The organism is Alcanivorax sp. HI0044 (assembly GCF_001634945.1).
Genome location: NZ_LWEZ01001537.1, coordinates 1 through 18,906 on the forward strand (window position 1 = coordinate 1; position 18,906 = coordinate 18,906).

An 18,906-nucleotide genomic window follows, 5' to 3' on the forward strand; every position below is an offset into this window, starting at 1 on the left:
AGCGCACACTGGCGGGCTTGCTGCAGTGGGTTGGTGACGGTCTTCAGGCCATCGGAGGTGAAGATTTCCACATCACGGGGCGTGATTTGTTTGAGGGTATCCAGCTTCCAGTCCTTCACCTCAAGGAACAGCAAGCCACGACCGGGATGAAGAATGATGTAATCTGGGTAGCGTCGGCTGCGCCCCACCGGGGTGTCGTACCAGACGGTGTAATCATCCTCCAGCAGCGTTTCCAGCCGCTGCCCCAGGCGCCGCTCGCCCGCGGTCATACCGCGCAAGGTGCTGAGGTTGGGGATGACGGTGGCCATTGCCTACCGCTCCCAGCTCATGGTGACCCCATAGGCCTTGCCATGAACATTCAGGCGAGAATATCCAAGCATAATCATCCCGCTATTTTCTGGCTGCCACTGAACCAGTGTCAGCTTTTCAGTTATGTCCTCTTTCCCGTCGAGCCACAAAACGAGCTTCGCCATCCAGCCGAGATCAAACGCATCGAATGATGGCTGCCCAAACTTTCTCTCTAATTTTGCTCTATGGTTTTCAAAGAAACGCTTTTGCTCCGCCCCGCTATTGAACCAGGCACCGTAATAAACCATAGAGACATTGTCTGCATCGCATTGATACCAGGTTATTTCAGAGAGATCCGGGGTACTGTGTTGAAATGCCAGAAGCTCTTGCTCCAGCATGGTTTCCAGAGGCAGATCCGCCTCCGCCCCCCGCGCAATTTCCATCTGATAGGTTTCAAGACATGAATCACCGGGTGAAACGCCTAGGAGCAGGGCGGAATGGGCTAACGGTGAGCACAGGAATGCGTACAGCACGAAGAGGGTTCGGCACTGCTGGGGAATAACTCGGCAGGTTTTCTGGTTAGGCGCTCCCCAGAATAAAAGCATCCAGTCCCTCATTGCTTTCCTGCCCACCATCCTGGCGGGCCTGTTGTTATTGGTATCTTTCTATTTGTGATCCAGTTCCGAATGTACACAATCTTCGGGCGCAAATAAATGAATAAGCTTCAGAGGCTTTGTTTCTTTGTTGCGGGCAACGGTAAAAGTAATGGTTCGCCCCTCTAGTGAGGCTCCTGCACCTCCTATGCTCGTGCCTTGATCTGCCAACAGGCGGCGTTGAATTTCACGGTATCGTCGAACACAAAGGGCTCAAAGGCTTCTCTGACGACGGTAATGAGCTGGGCTTGTGTCTTTTCGTCCAGGTCGGGAAAAACGCGGCCGAGTGGGCCCAGGCGGGTGAAGTAGCCGATCAGTTCGGTCTCGGGGAAAGCGCATTCGAAATCCAGTGGTTCGATGCTGATGTGATGCCACTGTGCAGCCTCAAGAATACTTTCCACACGTTTGGGTTCTGCGAAGGCGAACTGCCCAGGGGCGTCCGGGGCTTGTTGTGGCAGCGTGACCATGGATTTGGCCGCACGGGCGGCGGCGGTCATGAAGGGGTTTTCTTGCGGGGAGCGCCAGGCAACGAACAGCCCACGGGCATCTCTGGTGGCGGCACGCCGCAGGTTCTGGAAGGCCTTGATGGGATCGTCGAAGAACATGATGCCGAAGCGCGAGACCAGCATGTCGTACTGGCTTTCAACAAAAACATAGGCTTGAGCATCGGCACAGATAAACTCTGCCCCCGCCTTTTCTGCGCCGTTCTTTTTCGCACCCTGCCGCGCCGCCTCGATCATGACCTCGGAAATATCGACGCCGGTTGCCTGCCCCCCACCCCGCGTATAACGGCTGATCGCACGGGTTGTGCCGCCGGTGCCACAACCGATATCGAGAACACGCTGTGGCGACTGGCATTCCACCGCCTCAGCCAGCAACACCTCAATGGGTTTGAACAGGTGATCAATCAGCTGCTGGGATTCCACCCAGTTGCGCCCACCCACGCTTTTCCACAGCGTGGACGGGTTGTCGGGTGTCTCTGTTGAAATGGTCATGCTCACTCTCCGGGCGGCGTCGCCTTGATGTTACCGGTCAGCATGCCACTTCAAGCCGGCTTTAGGTCAAGCAACGTTTTTTGGAGGGGAGTAAAAAGTTCGCGCCTCAAGTGGCGCTCCTACAAAAGGGGAGCCGGCATCGTCTGCGGTAAGTTGGCATGGTTCCCGCAGTAACTTGCCTGGTGGCCGGCGAAAGTGCTGGCCGAACCCTTTGTGGTCCCTGACCAGAGCAAGAGGTAAGCCCCATGGATTCTGTATCCATCAAAGACCTGATGAGCACCCGCTTTGCGACAATTCACCCGGAGATGCCGGTGGTGGAAGCCTCCAGCAACCTGATCAAACTGGACATGCTGGGCAGCCCGGTCACCGATGACGCCGGTACGCTGGTGGGCTGGATCAGTGAGCGCGAATGCCTGCAGGCGGCGCTGCAGGTGGTGTATCACAACCAGCGCGTGGCCACGGTAAAGGACCTGATGCAAAGCGAGGTGCTGACGGTATCGCTCACCGATGACGTGCTAAGCCTGGCCCAGCAAATGTTGGCCGCCAAGCCCAAGATCTACCCGGTGGTGGATGCCGCCAACAAGGTGGTGGGCGTGATCAGCCGCCGCCACATACTCAATATGCTGGACCAGAAGCTGGCCGAGCTGTGCCAAAAGGCGGGCTAGCCTGCCGCCTGGCGTAGCCAATAGCCTGATTTGCGCACTTTTGGTGCTCAAAACACGCGCATGCGTGTCTTATTTTGGTGCGCAAGCGCCAGGTAATGCTCAATGCTTCACGGCGAATCCAGGCCGGCATCGCGCCGGCTGCCTTCGATCATGTGGCGTGCCATGGTCGCCAACCCTTGGGACAGTTCGTCGAAGCTCACCATGGGGTCGTCATGGCTCAGCTGATGGACCAGGGCCGCAATGCCGCCGTGGGTCATGATGTAGTTCATCACCGGCAGGTTGGGCAGGTGGATGTATTCCGGGTTCCGGGACAGGTATTGCATGGACAGCGTGCCCAGCACTTGCCGCAGCGGTGCCACATGTTGCTGCGGTAAATGCTGGCTGAGCAGAGCCGCACAGTGCAGGTAGCGCTTGTTGTTGCGGCTTAGCAGCTCGCGGAGATGCTGCAGGATATGCAGGATGCCTTCGTCCGGTTTTTTCCGAATAACCTCGGGGGTGACCTCCTTGAGCATGACCACCACGTCGTCGGAGAAACGGGCGTACATGGCATCCAGAATTTCCTCCTTGTTGCTGAAGTATTCGTAGAGTGTGCCCACACTAACCCCAGCAATATCAGCCACTTTAGTGGTTGTGAGTGCCTCACGCCCTTCCCGGGAAATAAAGATAAACCCCGCCTCAACAATCGCTTCGACCGTCTTCCTTGAGCGTTCCTGCTTGGGCTTACGCGTCTTGTCCATAACCGAATTGAACCCGAATAAATATTCGAATTACTGTGGTACTGATTCTGGAAGCTGTCAACCACCGGGCAGACGTGAGGCATGCAGCCCACGACAGACACAATCCGCTGTCACTGCAGGAGTGAACACCATGGCAACCGTCGACCTGGACCAGATGCTGGTAAAGATCCGCAACACCCAATGGGCGCTCACGGACATTGACTGGGAGGCACCAGGGGCGGAACTGATTACCGAGGAACAGTGGCCCAGGCTGCGTGATTTCATGGCGGACCTGGTGTGGATTGAGCACATCGGCGGGCGAGGCTTTGCCGCCATGGCGAAAAGCGCCCCCACGGATACGCTACGGCAGATCTATACCTATTTTTATGCCGAAGAACAGCGCCATGCCAACGCGGAAGTGGCGCTGATGAAGCGCTGGGGCATGCTCGACGCCGACGGCAACATGCCGCCACCGAACAACAATATCCGCCTGGTAGTGGACTGGATGGAGCGCTATGCGGATGACCTGGATTACCGGATTCTGGGGACCATCACTCCGGCTCTTGAGGTGGCGCTGGATGGCGCCCTGTGCAAGTTCCTGCTCGATACCGTGAAGGACCCGGTATGCCATGAGGCGTTCGCGAAGATCAACGATGACGAATCGCGCCACCTTGGCGTGGGCTTTGCCGTCATGGAACAGTACGGGCAGAGCAAGGTGGGCAGCAGGATCAATATGTCGCTGATGCGCACCATGGGCCGCTTGCTCAAGCCACAGATCATTCTGGGCGCGGCGGTACACTTTCCCTTGCTCAACAAGATGCGTGATAACGTGGTGCTCGCCGGGCTGCCGGAAGAAAAGCTTTACCAGGCTACCGCCAAGTTCGAGAAAATCGGTGGCCGCACCGAAGCGGGCCGCAGCAATCTGTTGTTCCGCCTGATCAGCACCCACATGAAAATCATGGCGGACCGTAACAACAAGTATTACCACGTACCGGTGGACCTGATGGTGCGGGCTACCGACAGAATCCCCCGCTGGGCCTTGCCGAAAAAACCCAGCTGGGTGGGTGACGTTACCTGGAAGCCGACGGATTAGCCGGACGGCCCTTCGTCGTTTCCCCTATGCGGTAGCGCTGCTAACCGCGATCAACAAACATTAGCCGCCTACCCTGCCGCCGGGCACAAGCCCCCCGGCACCCCCATCACCCAATCCCGAATTGCTTTAATCACCGGGTCATCCCGCCGATTTTCCGGGTACACCAGATAGAACGGTTTGCCTTCCAGTTCCGGCCCGAAGGGCTGAACCAACCGCCCTTCAGCCAGTTCATCGGCAATCAGGGTTTGGCTCATCAGGGCCACGCCCTGCCCGCCGATGGCGGCGGAAATAGCGTGGGTTTCGTCGGAAAATACCAGCCCGGCACTGACATCCAGCCCCGCCACCTGGACCCGTTTTTGCCAACCGGCCCAGTCCATGGGAGCCGCCAAGGCGCCTTGTGGGCGGAAGTGAATCAGTGGGTGGTCGGTTAAGTCCGCCACGTCGTCCAGTTTCAGATAAGGGCTGCAAGCCGGAATAAAAGTGTTATCGAACAGCTTCTCCGCCACCAGTCCCGGCCAGTCGCCATCGCCATAACGGATTGCCAGGTCGGCGGTGACCCCATCCAGGGCAACCGGTTCATGAGAAGCATGGATGCGCAGGTCTATTTCCGGGTGCGCATCCCGCAGCATGCAGACCCACGACAACAGCCAGCGCACAGCCACCGCTGGCGTGGTGGACAGCGTTGCTGCCAGGCGGGTCGGCGCCGCTTTCACGCGGTCCACCGCGTCAGCAATGCTGTCGAAGGCCGTCTCCAGTGACAGAAACAGTTCCCGGCCCTGCGGTGTCAGCAACAATTGCCGGGGCTTGCGCACGAACAGTGCCACCCCAAGCGATTCCTCAAGACCGCGAATATGGTGGCTGATGGCCGTGGCCGTCACAGACAGCTCACTGGCGGCCTGTTTGGCACTTTCATGGCGGGCGGCGGCTTCAAAAGCACGCAAGGCAGAAAGGGACGGTAACCGGCGAGGGCTCATAACTGAATTAAACTCATCTATTAATGAAAATAATGATCGTTTGTGGCGCCTTATTGCCCGCCACTAGGCTTGTCTTGCGCTTAACGATGAATGAGTTCAACTCACAAAACAAGGAGCCCACCATGACACACCTTCTGCAACTGGATGCCAGCGCCCGCCCCGGCCTTGCCGGTCAAGACGCCCACGGCTCCATCAGCCGCCGCCTGACGCAACGCTTCATCAGCCGCTGGCAAGCGGCCTCTGCGAACACCGCCGTCACCCAGCGGGATCTGGGCGCAGCCCCTCCGGCCATTATCGACCAACCCTGGATCGAAGCGGCCTTTACGCCAGCCGCCCATCAGCAGCCCTGGATGGCAGGCGTGCTGACCGAAAGCGATCAGTTGATTGATGAACTGATTGCGGCCGATGTGCTGGTCATCGGCGCACCGCTTTATAACTTCGGGATGCCCGCTGCGCTGAAGGCATGGGTGGACCAGATCGTGCGCATGGGCCGCACGGTGGGCTATGACGAAACCCGGCCGGAGGATCCGTTCACCCCGCTGCTGGCGGATCGTCCTCGCCACGCGGTCATCCTGTCGTCACGGGGTGGCGCCGGCTTCAATCACGGCGGCGATCTGGCCCACCTGAATCATCTGGAACCGGGCCTCACTACCGTGCTGCAGTTTATCGGCATTACCCGCATTCACTACGTTGCCGTTGAACATCAGGAAGAAGGCGGGGAACGATTGGCCGCGTCGATTCGCCAGGCCGAGCAGGAGGTGGATGCCTTGGTGGAGCAGTTGCAGAGCGCTACCAGCGAAACGCCGCAAGCGGATTACGCACTGGGCTGATTTAAGCATCGGAGGGAAGAATACCTGCATGACGAAAGCCCGCGCAGGGATGGCAGGCCATTCGTCATGCAAGCGGGTCCGTGGTTTAACGCCGCCGCACCAGCCCGTCTTCCAACACCTGCTCGAAGTGATCTTTGAGGGTATCGCTGGCTGCACGGTAGTTCACACCCAGCGCTTTGCTGCGAGTGTTGTCGAAGTGCAATGGATACCCCACGTTGCGGCTGATGAACTTGCGGGTCACCGGGCCCATGAACGGGCCGACCGCCCATACCACCGGCTTGGGCACCTTCATCATCGGGAAGGGATATTGGCGACCGAATTGCTTGCGCAGAATGGCGGCGATATCCAGCATGGAAACGGATTCGCTGACCAGGATATAGCGGCCTTCTGCGCTTTGATTAAACGCGCCCAACAGATGCGCCTGAGCCACTTCACGCACATCCACCATGCCGTATGACAGGTCCGGCACACCGGTACGCAGCTTACCGCGCCCCATGTCCAGCAGGGTGCCGATACTGGCGGAGTGGCTGGCGTTGGTGAGTGACGGCCCATACACCATGCCCGGGTTGATGGTGACCAGATCCCAGCGGCTGGCTGCATCGCCGCTCTGGGCATCATGGATTTTCCAGGCCTCGCGCTCGGCAGCCACCTTGGAATATTGGTACGGGTTGTGGTCGACGCTGCTGGTGGTGTTCCAGTCGGCTTCGGTGAAAGCACTCTTGCCCTTCATCTCGGTGGCATCACCGTACACGGAGGCCACGCTACTGGTGAGCACCACACGCTTGAGGGGGTCGCAACGGTTGGCGGCATTGAGCACATTGCGGGTGCCTTCCACGGCCGGGCGTACCAGGGCCTCGTAGGCATCGGTAAAGCCATCCAGCACGAAGGGCGAGGCGGTGTGCATGAGGATGTCGCAGCCCTGCATGGGCGCATCAAAACTGTCCGCATCCAGCAAATCCGCTTTGAACAGTTTCAGGGTGCCGGGCGCCGATTCGGCAAGACGCTTCAGGTGATCCACGCTTTTGGCCTTGTCGGGGTTGCGCACAGTGGCGTGCACAGTGTGGCCGGCTTCCAGCAGGAGTTTAACGATCCAGCTGGCGATATAGCCCGAGGCGCCGGTAATCATCACGGTATGGGTGTTACTGGGCATGCTTGGCTCCCGCCATGAAAAAGAGGGCTAACGCTATCACGATGTGGGGACAGAACGTCCAGGGCTGTTCGAGCCATTTGCTTTCCATGGCCGGTGGTGCGCCCGGATCACGCACTCCACCGCCACCGGTTGAACTGCATCCAGGCTGCCAACCCCAGCCCCCAGGCAGCGTTCACAATCAAACCTCCCACGACCTTGGTGGCATTCACGTCCAGCCCTTTCATGGGGAACACCAGCAGCATCGCCACCAGGGTCGGGCCGATGGCACCGATGACGATGGCGCTGAGCCAGAACTTCATGCTCTGCCAGCGGCGAATGATCCACCACACCGGCAAGCCCCACACACCACCCCAGAAGGCCAGGGACATCACTTGTGGTACACCCAGTGGTGGCACCGGGGTCATGTTCCATGGAAAGGCAGGGATAAGGCCGCCCAGCCAGAACAGGGCCAGCACGCCCTGATGGAACAGCAGAGTGGCGATAAAACCAGCGGTGAAGGCCTGTAGCCATTGTTGCTTCGGGTTAGCCATTGAATCTCCGTTGGACTGCACTATCGAGTAAGCGGCGGTGTAAGCAGACAGACGCTAGCATATCCCATAACAGAAAAACGTGAGGGCTGAATCTAGCCGCCATCAATGGCCCACAGGATGAAAAGCGCCCTTATCCCGGACAATAAAAACCCCGGGCAAGGCCGGGGTAAACGAGGAACCAGCAGCAGTATTCGGTTTCACTGTGTTCAGCGTCAGGCAAGGTGCAAATGCATCCTTGATCACCGTTAGTGAACACCACCCCTGCCAGATAAGAATGAATACGCAGGATTTATTTCAGCAATTCTACGTAGCAGGTGATCAAATTATCACCACATCCCCCACCTGCGTCTGTAAGCCTTCTCTTACTTTCCCATAGGAACTTAACCATTCCGTCCTGTTTTCGGCCTCAACGCCCAGGCACACAGGCACGTCACCAGTGAAACCTAGCACCGCTAATCAAGAAAGGCTGGACAGCATGGCAGCAGTAGTTTTACGCTAAAGCCCAATGTGAACACATGTTCATTAACGCAGCGTAAGCAGTGTTTTTCTGCACAGGGTTTGCGTACAGATTCGGTTAAGGTCATTGGCCTGCGGACTTGATAGAGGAGGATACTCAAACGCTCCGGGATGCGGTTTTACCGGTACCGATATGGACAAGAACGGACTGTGACGGCCAGCCCCAGCGGCACTGTTCACCCCATGCCCCCGCTTGCAACACCACCTGCAATGCCGGGTTAGCGACAACCTCGAATAATGACAACGAAAGAGGAACCGTTATGCGTCAACCCACCCAGCCAGAGCCAGGTGCATCATCGTCCATCTGGTCTCGACTGAGTACCATCACCGATTATTTTGCCTGGCCACTGCGCACCTCCCATTACCTGGAACTGGTGAACCCGTTGTGGACCACCCACAAGCTGCAGGCCCGAGTGGTAAAAGTGTGGGATGAAACCAAAGACGCACGCACGCTCACCCTGCGGCCCGGCCTGAACTGGCGCGGGCACCGGGCTGGCCAGCATGTGCGAGTGGGCATCCCTGCCGATGGCAAGCATTACACCCGCACCTACACCATTTCCTCGCCCCCCGAGCGCGAAGACGATTGCTTCACGATCACGGTGAAAGCCATCGACAAGGGGACTATCTCCCACCACATCGTGCGCAATATCAAGGTGGGCGACTACCTGCCCATCGGCCTGCCCCAGGGGGATTTCTATCTGCCCGATGCACAGCCTATCCAGCCGCTGTTCATTACCGCCGGCAGCGGTATTACCCCCGCGTTCAGCATGATCAACAGCCTGATTGCCCAGGGGCGCCTACCCGATACTCATCATATCCACTATGCGCCCCACGAGTTTGATGTGGTGCTGGGCAAGGAATTGAAGGCGATGGATCGCTACAACGATCGCTATCACCTGCATCTGATTTACAGCCGCGAAGGCGAGGACCCGAGCCGTAACCGTTTTTCTGCAGCACAGCTGGATGCGCTCTGCCCGGACTGGAAAGACCGGGATGTGTACGCCTGCGGCCCACCTTCGCTGCTGGAAGCGATCGAGCAATGCATGACCGAAGCCGGCTGTATTCGCCGACTGCATGTGGAGCGATTCCGTGCGCCCTTTACCGAGGTGCCCGCCGATGCGGTGGGTGGCCGGGTGCGCTTCGCCCAGAGCGATGTGGAAACCGACGGCGACAGCGACACGCCACTACTGAAAGTGGCCGAGGCGGCCGGAATGAACCCGCCCCACGGCTGCCGCATGGGCATCTGCCATACCTGCAACACCACGCTGGTGTCCGGGTGTGTGCGTGACCTGCGCACCGGCGAGGTACTGAACGAAGCTGGCAGCATTGTACAAACCTGCATCTGCGCCGCCGCCGGCGACTGCGAACTGGATTTGTGAGGGAACAATAATGAAAACCCATCAATACCCGGTCGACCTGACCGACGAACAGATCGAAGAATTTGGCAACGAGCTGGAAGCCATTCGCAACGAGGTGTTTGATTCCCGGGGCGACCGTGACCGGGCCTATATCCTCAAGGTGATCAAGACCCAGCGCACCATGGCGGTGAGCTCCCGCTTTGTGATTTACCTGTCGCTGTTTTTCATTCCCGCCTGGGGGCACGCGCTGGCAACCTGGCCAGTGGCACTCACCCTCATGGGCCTGGGCGTGTTCGCGCTCGGCATCGCCAAGATTCTGGAAAACATGGAAATCGCCCACAACGTGTTGCATGCCCAGTGGGACTGGATGAAGGACCCGGAAATCCAGTCCAACACCTGGGAATGGGACACCATGAGCCCCTCGGACCGCTGGATGCATTCGCACAATGTGGTGCACCACACCTGGACCAATGTGCTGGAAAAAGACCTGGATGTGGGCTACGGCATTATGCGGGTGACGCCCATGCAAAAATGGAAGCCGGCGTTCTTGCTACAGCCAATCTATTTCATTTTGCTGATGCTGCTGTTCGAGGAAGGCGTGGCCGTTCATGAACAGGCCATTGATGACCACCTGAAAGGCAAGAACAAGCTGAAGGATTTCACGCCGCTGTTAAAACGTATCGGCTACAAGGTATGGCGTCAGGTGGCCAAGGATTACATCGCCTGGCCGCTGGCGGCGGCGCTGGTGGCGATCCCGATTTCCTTCTATGTGCCCTTCTCGCCCCTGCTGGTGTTCGGCATGGTGGCCGGCGCCAATGCGGTGGCCAACCTGATCCGCAACATCTGGGCATTCACCATTATCTTCTGCGGGCACTTCCCCGCCGGAGCCCACAACTTCACCCTGGAACAGGTGGAAGGCGAAACCCGTGGTCGCTGGTATCTGCGCCAGATGCTGGGTTCCTGCAACATCGAGGGCGGCAAGCTGTTCCATATCCTGTCCGGTAACCTGTCGCACCAGATCGAACATCACCTGTTCCCGGACATGTGCAGCAACCGCTACAAGGAAGTGGCCCCACGGGTGCGAGCGCTGGCAGACCGTTACGGCATTCCGTACAACAGCGCTTCCCTGTTCCGACAGTTTGGCACCACCTGGCTGAACAACCTGCGGCTGGCCTTTCCCGGCGGCGGTGAACCCTACGAAGGGAGCCAAAGCCAGGCCTCGCATTCCTGAACGTAGCCCCGCCTGGCCCGGTGCACGCAGCTGGCTGCACCGGTCCAGTGCTTTGGTTAACTGCGGATTAGAGTGAATAGCTCACAGGTTGCCACGCTCTCCATGCCTGATACCTGATGCCTGATGCCTGATGCCTGATGCCTGATGCCTGATGCCGCATATAGTCTGCGAGGTTATCGCTATGTCACTACGTCTTTTGAGGAATGCTCAGGGGGCGATGATTCATGGAATGACGGGGTCATTCACTTTACGAACATGGCATGGAAACTTCGTTTTCCGATTTTGACTAAGCGTCAGCGGTCGGGCATCCGACGTCCAGCATTGCCAATGTCGGGATAATGAGAGCCACCCTGAAACCGGCTCCTCACTCAATTCCGCGATGAACCTGCTTTTTCCGGTATGCTCCTCCATGACGCTGCCGGATACTCCTTAAATGACAACACCCCAACCGCCCCTCAACGACATCGCCCACATGTTCTGCCGGGCCTTTTTCCATGACCCTCTGTTTGCCTACTTCTTCCCGAACGCAACGCAACGTGAAGCGCTGGCGTACCCTACCTTCCGGTTTCTGGTTGCCCATGCCAGTCAAAACGGTCAGGTACACACCACCCAGCAACCACAGGATGGTGCCGCTGTCTGGCTGCCATCATCAGCCCTGCGGCACAGCGTGGCCGATATGCTGCGCTTCGGCGCGGTGCGCGCCCTGATCAAGCAAGGCCCCGGCGCGATAAAACGCCAGATGCAGGCAGGCAATGCCATGCAGGCAGTACACCATCGTGTTCTCAGCACGCCCCATGTGTATCTGCTGCTACTCGGTATCGATCCATCGCAACAGGGCCGCGGGCTATCGACCCCGTTGTTACAACCCTCGCTGGATCAGCTAGACGAGCAAGGACTGCCCTGCTACCTGGATACCCACAACCCGAACAATGTGTCCCTGTATCAACGGTTCGGTTTTGAGGTGGTGCATGAAGATGACATCCCCGGGACCCCGGTACGACACTGGGCCATGCTGCGGCAGAGCAAATAGCCTCGTCACTCAACCGAAAGTTCAGAGTGGATTACCAAAATGCAGCGCGGCTGTTTAACGGAAAAGTGATGAACCGGGAGGGTTGTCAGTGGCGGGCGCGCTCAGAACGCAGAGAGAAAAGTCGTAGAAAAAACAGGATAAAAACTGAAAACCACCGCCCCTTGCGGGCCGGTGGTTGTCTCTGTTGCATCTATTGCGGCTTATTCCATTTCAGCAACGGGCCGCCAGATGCCATCCTTCACCTGAGACAGGATGATCCCGCTGCCGGCGCGGTGATTGGTCTCGCTCATCTGGGTATCGACACCGGTCACCTTGTCGGTGAACTTGAGCGACTCCATGGCATCCAGGAAGGATTCGGTGGTCAGGTCCGGGCCTGCATCGCGCAGGGCGTTGATCATGACCATGGCGCCAACGCGCCCCAGGACAGCACCACCACTGGGCAGCTCGCCGTATGTTTCCTTGTACTCATCCGCCCAGGCCTGGGTTTCCGGCACATGCTGCATGCGGCTGACGATATCTTCCCAGGACGCTACGCCATACAACCCCTCGGTGACGCCACCCGGTGCAGCGGCAACGGCGGAATGGAAACCCGCCTGGGAGACGATGAACTTGGCATCATCCCAGCCCATCTGCTTGGCCGTGGCCACCACGGTGATGATCGGGCGCACCGGCAGCGCCACTGCCACCAGCTCACAGCCCGCATCGCGCAGGCGCGCCAGGGTGCCGGTGAAATCACTTTCGTCAGGGCGATGGGAGGAGCTTTCCAACAGATTCAGGGCATCATTGTTGGCAGCCGCGTCGGTGGCGGCCTGGTTCACTTCCTCACCAAAGTCGGAGGGGATATACATCACGCACAGGTTTTCGATGCCATCGGTTTCCACCAGCTTGTTCACACCTTTAAGAACACCGTCGTAATAGCTGGGGCCGAACACGTAGCGATAGCGGAAGTCGCCCTGCTCTTCCATGGGCTTGGAAAGCGCCAGGGGAAGAATGCTGGGCACGTTGTTACGGTCCATGATCGGGAATGCTGCCAGGTTGTGGGGCGTCCCCAGGCTCATGACCATGGCGAAGACTTCATCGCGGCTGACCAGCTTGTTCACCGCTTGCGTTGCCTTGGGAACCTGATAGGCATGGTCTTCGACGATATAACGAATCTTGCGGCCATGAATGCCGCCCTGCTCGTTCACTTCTTCGAACATGTCGTTGGCCACCTGCACCGCCGGCGACGAGAAGGCGGCGAACACGCCAGACAGGTCATGCATGCCCCCCAGGCGAATCTCGGTGTCGGTGACGCCACGCACGGGCTCGACCGCGGCACTTTCTTCATCCTTGTTGTCACTGCAGCCCACAAGGGCTATGGCGGCCAGGGCCGTCAGACAAAGCTTCTTCATGATGCACTCTCCTCTCGTACCATCAATACATGGAATCAATCAGGTGCTTGTGTTTTTTCTCCACGAAGGAACGCTTCAGCTTCATGGTGGCGGTCAGCTCCTCATCCTCGGCGGTGAGCAGCACATCGATCAGGCGGAAATACTTGATTTGTTCCACCTGGGCGAACTGTTTATTCACGTCCTGAACAATGCTGTCGATGAGGTCCAGCACCTCTTTGGCCCGACACAGGGAAGCGAAATTGGAAAACGGTACCTGGCGATCCTGGGCGTATTTCTCCACATTTTCCTGATCAATCATGATCAGGCAGGTGAGGTATTTACGCTTGTCACCAATCACCACGGCATCGGAAATATAGGGGGAGAATTTCATCCGGCTTTCGATTTCCGCCGGGGTAATATTCTTGCCCCCCGCCGTGATAATGATGTCCTTGAGACGGCCGGTGATGGTGAGCATGCCATCTTCCAGGCGCCCCACGTCCCCGGTATGCAGCCAGCCATCACGGATGTCTTCTGCGGTTTTTTCCGGTTTCCGCCAGTAGCCGGCGAAGACATGGCCACCACGCACCAGCACTTCGCCGTTCTCGGCAATACGCACCTCCGTGCCCGGCAACGCTTCGCCCACGGTACCCACCTTCTCCCGCTTGATACTGTTCAGGGAGGCCACACCGGTGGTCTCGGTCATGCCGTACCCTTCGAACAAAGGCACACCCAACGACTGGAACCAGCGGATCTGTTCCGGAGCAATGGGAGCCGCCCCGGTGGTCCCCCGGCGCAGGCGGTTCATGCCAATCAGATCCCGGACATTGCGCAGCACCAGAAGATTCCAGAACTGGTACTGCAGGGCCGACAGCGGCGAGCGATTGCGGTCACAGTGCCAGGCTTCCCCGGCGGCCACGGCACGGTCGAAACACCAACGCCCGAAAGCCGTGGCTTCATCACGCAGGGTCATCATGGAGCTGTAGATTTTTTCCCACAGGCGCGGCACGGCGGCGAAGGTATTCGGTGACACTTCGCGCAGGTTCTCGAATACGGTTTCCGGGCTTTCCGCAAAGTTCACGGTACAGCCTTTGTAGATGGGCAGCTCCACCGACACCAGCCGTTCCAGAATATGACACAGGGGCAGGAAGCAAAGCTGATCATCGTCTTCATGGGCATCCAGCACCTGCTCACCGGCCTCGAGCTGGAACAGCACATTGCGGTGACTGATCATGGCCCCCTTCGGCGCCCCGGTGGTGCCGGAGGTATAGATCAGCATGCGGATATCATCGGGCTGGCTCTGGGCAATGCTGGCACTGAACTGCGCTTCTGCATCCGGGATCTGTTCACCCAGGGCGTAAAGCTCATCCAGGAACATGACCATGGGATCGTCAAAATCCCGTAGCCCCTTGCGGTCGTAGACGATGACTTTTTTCAGCGTGGGCACCTGATCACGCACGGTCAGATACTTGTCCAGTTGCTCATCGTTTTCTACAAACAGGAAGGCCGATTCACTGTCGTTGATCAGGTACGCCAACTGCTCGGGGCTGTCGGTGGTGTAGACGCCGTTACTGATACCCCCGGCGCCGGCAATACCCAGATCGCAGTACAGCCATTCCTTGTTGTCTTCACTGAGAATCGAAACCGGCTGACCGCGTTCCAGTCCCAGCGACAGCAGCGCAACGCCAATGGCGCGGGCTTTCTCGTAATAATCCAGCCAGGTATGGCTCTGCCAGATGCCCAGTTCCTTTTCGCGGTGGGCAATATTATTGCCCCGCTCCAGGCATTGCTTGCGCCAGAGTTTGACCACGGTGTCGCAACCGTGGAGCTGAGTGGTTGTGGTATTATTTTCAGTCATCATCAGCGCCAGGTCTTTTTCCGTTTCCAACGTTTTTCCGGTCGGTCATCCCCCGCCGACTGGCCCAGATAGAACTCGCGAATATCGTCACTGGCGAGCAGGTCCTGCGCGCTGCCATCCATCACGATCCGGCCGGTTTCCAGTACATAACCATGGTCCGCCGTATTCAGCGCTACCTGGGCGTTCTGCTCCACCAGCAACAGGGTTACGCCCTGCTCCTTGTTGAGGCGACGAACGATGGCGAAAATTTCCTGTACCAGCAGCGGCGACAGCCCCAGTGAGGGCTCATCAAGGAGCATCACCGACGGCCGCGACATCAGCCCGCGGCCGATGGCCAGCATCTGTTGCTGCCCACCGGAAAGCGTACCTGCGGCCTGGTTGCGACGTTCCTGAAGAATCGGAAAATAGTCATAGACCATGGCAATGTCCTGACGAATCCCGTCCTTGTCTCGACGGGTGTAGGCTCCCATGAGCAGGTTTTCTTCAACACTCAGAAACGGGAATACCTCACGGCCTTCCGGCACATGGGCAATGCCCTTGTGCACCAGCTTGTCCGGCTCGCTGCCTTCGATATGCTCACCCGCCAGGGTGACACTGCCCTTGCGCGGCGCCAGCGCCCCGGAAATGGTTTTCATCAGGGTGGTCTTGCCGGCACCGTTGGCACCGAGGATGGCAACCACCGAGCCTTCGTGGACATCAATGGATACCCCGCGCAGGGCCATTACCGGTCCGTAAAACGCTTCCAGATTCTTGACCTGCAACAGGGGCTGGGCGCTCAGGGTTTTCTCTGCCGCGTCACTCATGATGTGGCCTCCGAGCCCAGATAGGCTTCAATCACTTTCGGGTCCGCCTGCACTTGTGCAGCGGTGCCCATGGCCAGCGGATGCCCTTCTGCCACCGCCAGCACCCGGTCGGATACCCGTGACACCAGGCTCATGTCGTGCTCCACCATCAGCACGGTAAGGCCCAGATCTTTCTGCATGTCCTCGATCCACCAGGCCATGTTCTGGGTTTCTTCCACACTGAGGCCGGAGGCCGGCTCATCCAGCAAAATCAGTTTCGGCTCACTGGCCAGCGCCCGGGCGATTTCCACCACCTTGCGCACCCCGTAGGGCAAACCGGCAATCAGCTTGTCGCGATAGGGGGCCAAATCGAGAAAGTCGATTACCTCCTCCACCAGCAGCCGATGCTCCCGTTCACTGCGCCGCACTTTGGGCAGGAACAACAGCTCTTCGAACCAGAGGGTATTACGGCGACAGTGACGACCGATCAACAGGTTCTGCAGTACCGAAGAGTGATCAAACAATTCGATGTTCTGGAAGGTCCGGGCGATACCCAGCCCGGCCACGTCATGGGCCGGCAGGCGGGTAATGTCCTGACCATTGAAAACGATCTGGCCGGCACTGGGTTCATACAGGCGGCTGATCAGATTGAAGATGGTGGACTTGCCCGCCCCGTTAGGGCCAACCAGGGTAAAGACTTCGCCGGCTTCCACGTCGAAGCTGACACCGTCCACCGCTTTAACGCCCCCGAAGGAGATGGAGAGATCCTTGACCTGTAACAGACTCATCGTTGGCGCTCCGTTTTCAGGTAGGTTCGGGTACGGCGGAACATGCCCTTGCGATACAGCGGGAACAGCTGCAACCAGGTACGCACCTTGAACCAGACGCCATACAGCCCCCGCGGCTCATAAATCACCATGAGCAGAATCAACAGCGCGAACAGGGCCGTGTCCATGCCCGGATAGGCCGCGATCTTGATGCCCGCCGCGTTATCCAGATAATCCCGGGCAATGGCAATGACCTGCGGCAGCAGCACCACCACGATGGCACCGAAAAAGGCCCCATGAACCGAACCCAGGCCACCGATCACCACCTGCAGCAGCAGGGTAATGGAGATCAGCACCAGGAAACTTTCATAGTTCACCGCCTGGGCCAGATGCCCATAAAGCGCCCCCGCCAGACCGGTAATGGCACAGGACAGGCTGAACGCCAGGGTTTTGGCCCGGGTCACATTCACCCCCAGAGCGCGGGCAGACACTTCACTGTCGCGCACCGCCAGGAAAGAGCGCCCGGAACCACTGCGCAGCAGGTTCAGATAGCCCAGCGTCACCAGTACCAACACCGCCAGGCAGATGTAGTAAAAGGCTCTGGGCGTGGCGTAACGGTCCACCGCCAGACCAAACAGCTCGATGGGCGGCGCAAACACCCCTGCCACCCCACCGGTCACCGGTTCGGCCATGATCGCCACATCTTCAAGAATGATGCTCAGTGCCAGGGTAGCGATGGCCAGGTAAATACCGCTCATGCGCAGAATCGGCCGCGCGATGATGGCCCCGGCGACTCCGGAGGTCACCGCGCTGGCCAGCAGTGCAGGAATGAAATGCCAGCCACGCTGCATCAACGCCAGGTTGGTAAAGGCACCAATGGCCATAAAGGCCGCATGTCCGAGACTCACCTGCCCGGTATGACCACTGATCAGCATCAGCCCCAGGCCGGCCAGGGACCACACCAGAACGGCGGTTAGTTCGCCCAGATAGTAGCTGCCAAGCACCCAGGGCGCCGCCAGCAGCAACGCTGCCAATATCGCGTACTGGGCCAGGTGCCAGCGGCCTTCAAACAGGTTGATATCGTCGTCGTAACGGCTTTTAAAACGATTACTCATGGCCTACACCTTCTTCTGGCTGATCTGTGCGAACAGGCCACCGGGGCGCAGAATCAGCACCAGCAGCATCAGCACATAGGGAGCAATCTGGCCGACCCCGGAAGGCAGATAGCGGCCCGCGAACGGCTCCACGATGCCCACCAACAATCCACCCAGCAACGCGCCGGGCAAGGAGCCCAGCCCACCAATTACCGCAGCGGCGAAGGCCTTGATACCAAACAGCAGCCCCACCGACGGCTCCACGGCGCCTTTGGCAGCAAACATGACCCCGGCAATAGCGGCCACCACCCCGGACAGGGCCCAGACAATGGCGTTGATCCGCTTCACCGGAATGCCCATGTAGTAAGCGGCCATCTGGTTCTGGCTGCTGGCCTGCATGGCCACACCGAGGCGGGTACGGGCAAAGAAGAAGTAGAGAATGGACGTGAGGGCCACAGTGGTAATGATGATCACCGCATCCACCACCGGGATGATCAGCTCACCCATTTCCCACACCCGGCCGACAAAAGGCGTTTGCAGGGAGGCCGGATCGTGCCCCCAGATAACACCTGCGGCGAAACGCAGCAGAAAGCCCAGTGCGATGGTAAGGATCACCATGGCGAACTGCGGCTGACCAAAAATGGCGCGTAGGACCAGGCGATCCAGCAGGTAACCAAAGAGCCCTAAAATCAGGGCGGCCAGGGTGATGCCTATCAGAAATGGCAGGTCGGCATACTCGGCATTGATGAAGGTAATGCCCAGAAAGGCCCCCAGCATCATCAGGTCACCCTGCGCAAAGTTCACCGCTTCCGACGCTTTGTAGATCAACACAAAGCCCAGCGCCAGCAACCCGTAGATGCAGCCGTTCGCGACCCCGCTGACCAGCAGCTGGAGTATATCCATGGTCCCTCTCTCCCGGGGGGTTTATTGTTCTGGTGTATTTTTATTCAGCTCTTTCGAGACTATCTGAAGCTTTACATTCTCTCCAGTATGTAAAATGTAACAAGTT

The 18,906-nt window shown here is 58.5% G+C and carries 19 protein-coding genes; 6 read left to right on the forward strand and 13 right to left on the reverse strand.

Annotated elements, in window-relative coordinates:
• The 3 genes from A3730_RS23085 to A3730_RS23095 form a co-directional block, all read right to left on the reverse strand.
• A partial coding sequence (locus A3730_RS23085; protein WP_197477590.1) for a nuclease-related domain-containing protein occupies nucleotides 1-308 on the reverse strand: 308 nt, incomplete at its 3' end.
• Nucleotides 309-311: 3 nt separating this feature from the next.
• On the reverse strand, nucleotides 312-893 hold the full coding sequence (locus A3730_RS23090; protein WP_156497120.1) for a hypothetical protein: 582 nt from the start codon (nucleotides 891-893) through the stop codon (nucleotides 312-314).
• Between the two features lie 194 nt (nucleotides 894-1,087).
• Nucleotides 1,088-1,936 (reverse strand): class I SAM-dependent methyltransferase, encoded by an 849-nt coding sequence (locus A3730_RS23095; protein WP_063521172.1) that lies wholly within the window; start codon nucleotides 1,934-1,936, stop codon nucleotides 1,088-1,090.
• A 245-nt stretch (nucleotides 1,937-2,181) separates the two neighbouring features.
• Between A3730_RS23095 and A3730_RS23100 the strand changes: the two genes are divergently transcribed.
• Nucleotides 2,182-2,601 (forward strand): CBS domain-containing protein, encoded by a 420-nt coding sequence (locus tag A3730_RS23100; RefSeq protein ID WP_007151042.1) that lies wholly within the window; start codon nucleotides 2,182-2,184, stop codon nucleotides 2,599-2,601.
• Nucleotides 2,602-2,708: 107 nt separating this feature from the next.
• Here the strand turns inward: A3730_RS23100 and A3730_RS23105 are convergent, their stop codons facing one another.
• On the reverse strand, nucleotides 2,709-3,338 hold the full coding sequence (locus tag A3730_RS23105) for a TetR/AcrR family transcriptional regulator (RefSeq protein WP_063539053.1): 630 nt from the start codon (nucleotides 3,336-3,338) through the stop codon (nucleotides 2,709-2,711).
• Nucleotides 3,339-3,468: 130 nt separating this feature from the next.
• Between A3730_RS23105 and A3730_RS23110 the strand changes: the two genes are divergently transcribed.
• Nucleotides 3,469-4,410: a hypothetical protein gene (locus tag A3730_RS23110; RefSeq protein WP_063520441.1), complete on the forward strand. Its 942-nt coding sequence runs from the start codon at nucleotides 3,469-3,471 to the stop codon at nucleotides 4,408-4,410.
• A 68-nt stretch (nucleotides 4,411-4,478) separates the two neighbouring features.
• On the opposite strand, the gene A3730_RS23115 is transcribed toward A3730_RS23110, so the two are convergent.
• Nucleotides 4,479-5,384, reverse strand: coding sequence for a LysR substrate-binding domain-containing protein (locus tag A3730_RS23115; protein WP_063520440.1), 906 nt, complete (start codon nucleotides 5,382-5,384; stop codon nucleotides 4,479-4,481).
• 122 nt (nucleotides 5,385-5,506) lie between these two features.
• On the opposite strand from A3730_RS23115, the gene A3730_RS23120 reads away from it, so the two are divergent.
• The gene (locus A3730_RS23120) at nucleotides 5,507-6,214 is read left to right on the forward strand and encodes an FMN-dependent NADH-azoreductase (protein WP_063520439.1); all 708 of its coding nucleotides are present in this window, start codon (nucleotides 5,507-5,509) and stop codon (nucleotides 6,212-6,214) included.
• A gap of 85 nt (nucleotides 6,215-6,299) precedes the next feature.
• Here the strand turns inward: A3730_RS23120 and A3730_RS23125 are convergent, their stop codons facing one another.
• Complete coding sequence (locus A3730_RS23125; RefSeq protein WP_231880634.1) at nucleotides 6,300-7,364, reverse strand: NAD-dependent epimerase/dehydratase family protein; 1,065 nt, start codon at nucleotides 7,362-7,364, stop codon at nucleotides 6,300-6,302.
• 107 nt (nucleotides 7,365-7,471) lie between these two features.
• Nucleotides 7,472-7,894 (reverse strand): hypothetical protein, encoded by a 423-nt coding sequence (locus tag A3730_RS23130; protein ID WP_063520199.1) that lies wholly within the window; start codon nucleotides 7,892-7,894, stop codon nucleotides 7,472-7,474.
• 776 nt (nucleotides 7,895-8,670) lie between these two features.
• Here A3730_RS23130 and A3730_RS23135 point away from each other — a divergent pair.
• From A3730_RS23135 to A3730_RS23145, 3 genes are all read left to right on the forward strand, one after another.
• Nucleotides 8,671-9,789 carry a ferredoxin reductase gene (locus A3730_RS23135; protein ID WP_063520198.1) on the forward strand — a complete coding sequence of 373 codons (1,119 nt, stop codon included), beginning with the start codon at nucleotides 8,671-8,673 and terminating at the stop codon, nucleotides 9,787-9,789.
• A gap of 10 nt (nucleotides 9,790-9,799) precedes the next feature.
• Nucleotides 9,800-10,999, forward strand: a complete 1,200-nt coding sequence (locus A3730_RS23140) for an acyl-CoA desaturase (RefSeq protein WP_063520197.1) — start codon at nucleotides 9,800-9,802, stop codon at nucleotides 10,997-10,999.
• A gap of 433 nt (nucleotides 11,000-11,432) precedes the next feature.
• On the forward strand, nucleotides 11,433-12,029 hold the full coding sequence (locus tag A3730_RS23145) for a GNAT family N-acetyltransferase (protein WP_063520840.1): 597 nt from the start codon (nucleotides 11,433-11,435) through the stop codon (nucleotides 12,027-12,029).
• Nucleotides 12,030-12,229: 200 nt separating this feature from the next.
• On the opposite strand, the gene A3730_RS23150 is transcribed toward A3730_RS23145, so the two are convergent.
• The 6 genes from A3730_RS23150 to A3730_RS23175 are packed head-to-tail and all read right to left on the reverse strand — an operon-like array spanning nucleotide 12,230 to nucleotide 18,800.
• Entirely contained in the window at nucleotides 12,230-13,420 is a 1,191-nt protein-coding gene (locus A3730_RS23150) for an ABC transporter substrate-binding protein (RefSeq protein WP_082872506.1), read from the reverse strand.
• Nucleotides 13,421-13,442: 22 nt separating this feature from the next.
• The gene (locus A3730_RS23155) at nucleotides 13,443-15,284 is read right to left on the reverse strand and encodes a long-chain fatty acid--CoA ligase (protein ID WP_231884022.1); all 1,842 of its coding nucleotides are present in this window, start codon (nucleotides 15,282-15,284) and stop codon (nucleotides 13,443-13,445) included.
• On the reverse strand, nucleotides 15,257-16,057 hold the full coding sequence (locus A3730_RS23160) for an ABC transporter ATP-binding protein (protein ID WP_063539057.1): 801 nt from the start codon (nucleotides 16,055-16,057) through the stop codon (nucleotides 15,257-15,259). Before A3730_RS23160 ends, A3730_RS23155 begins: the two co-directional genes overlap by 28 nt.
• Entirely contained in the window at nucleotides 16,054-16,824 is a 771-nt protein-coding gene (locus A3730_RS23165; RefSeq protein ID WP_063521445.1) for an ABC transporter ATP-binding protein, read from the reverse strand. Before A3730_RS23165 ends, A3730_RS23160 begins: the two co-directional genes overlap by 4 nt.
• Nucleotides 16,821-17,918, reverse strand: coding sequence for a branched-chain amino acid ABC transporter permease (locus A3730_RS23170; protein WP_063521446.1), 1,098 nt, complete (start codon nucleotides 17,916-17,918; stop codon nucleotides 16,821-16,823). Before A3730_RS23170 ends, A3730_RS23165 begins: the two co-directional genes overlap by 4 nt.
• Nucleotides 17,919-17,921: 3 nt before the next feature.
• A complete protein-coding gene (locus A3730_RS23175) occupies nucleotides 17,922-18,800 on the reverse strand; it encodes a branched-chain amino acid ABC transporter permease (protein ID WP_063521447.1) in 879 nt (292 codons plus the stop codon).
• Between the last annotated feature and the right edge of the window lie 106 nt (nucleotides 18,801-18,906).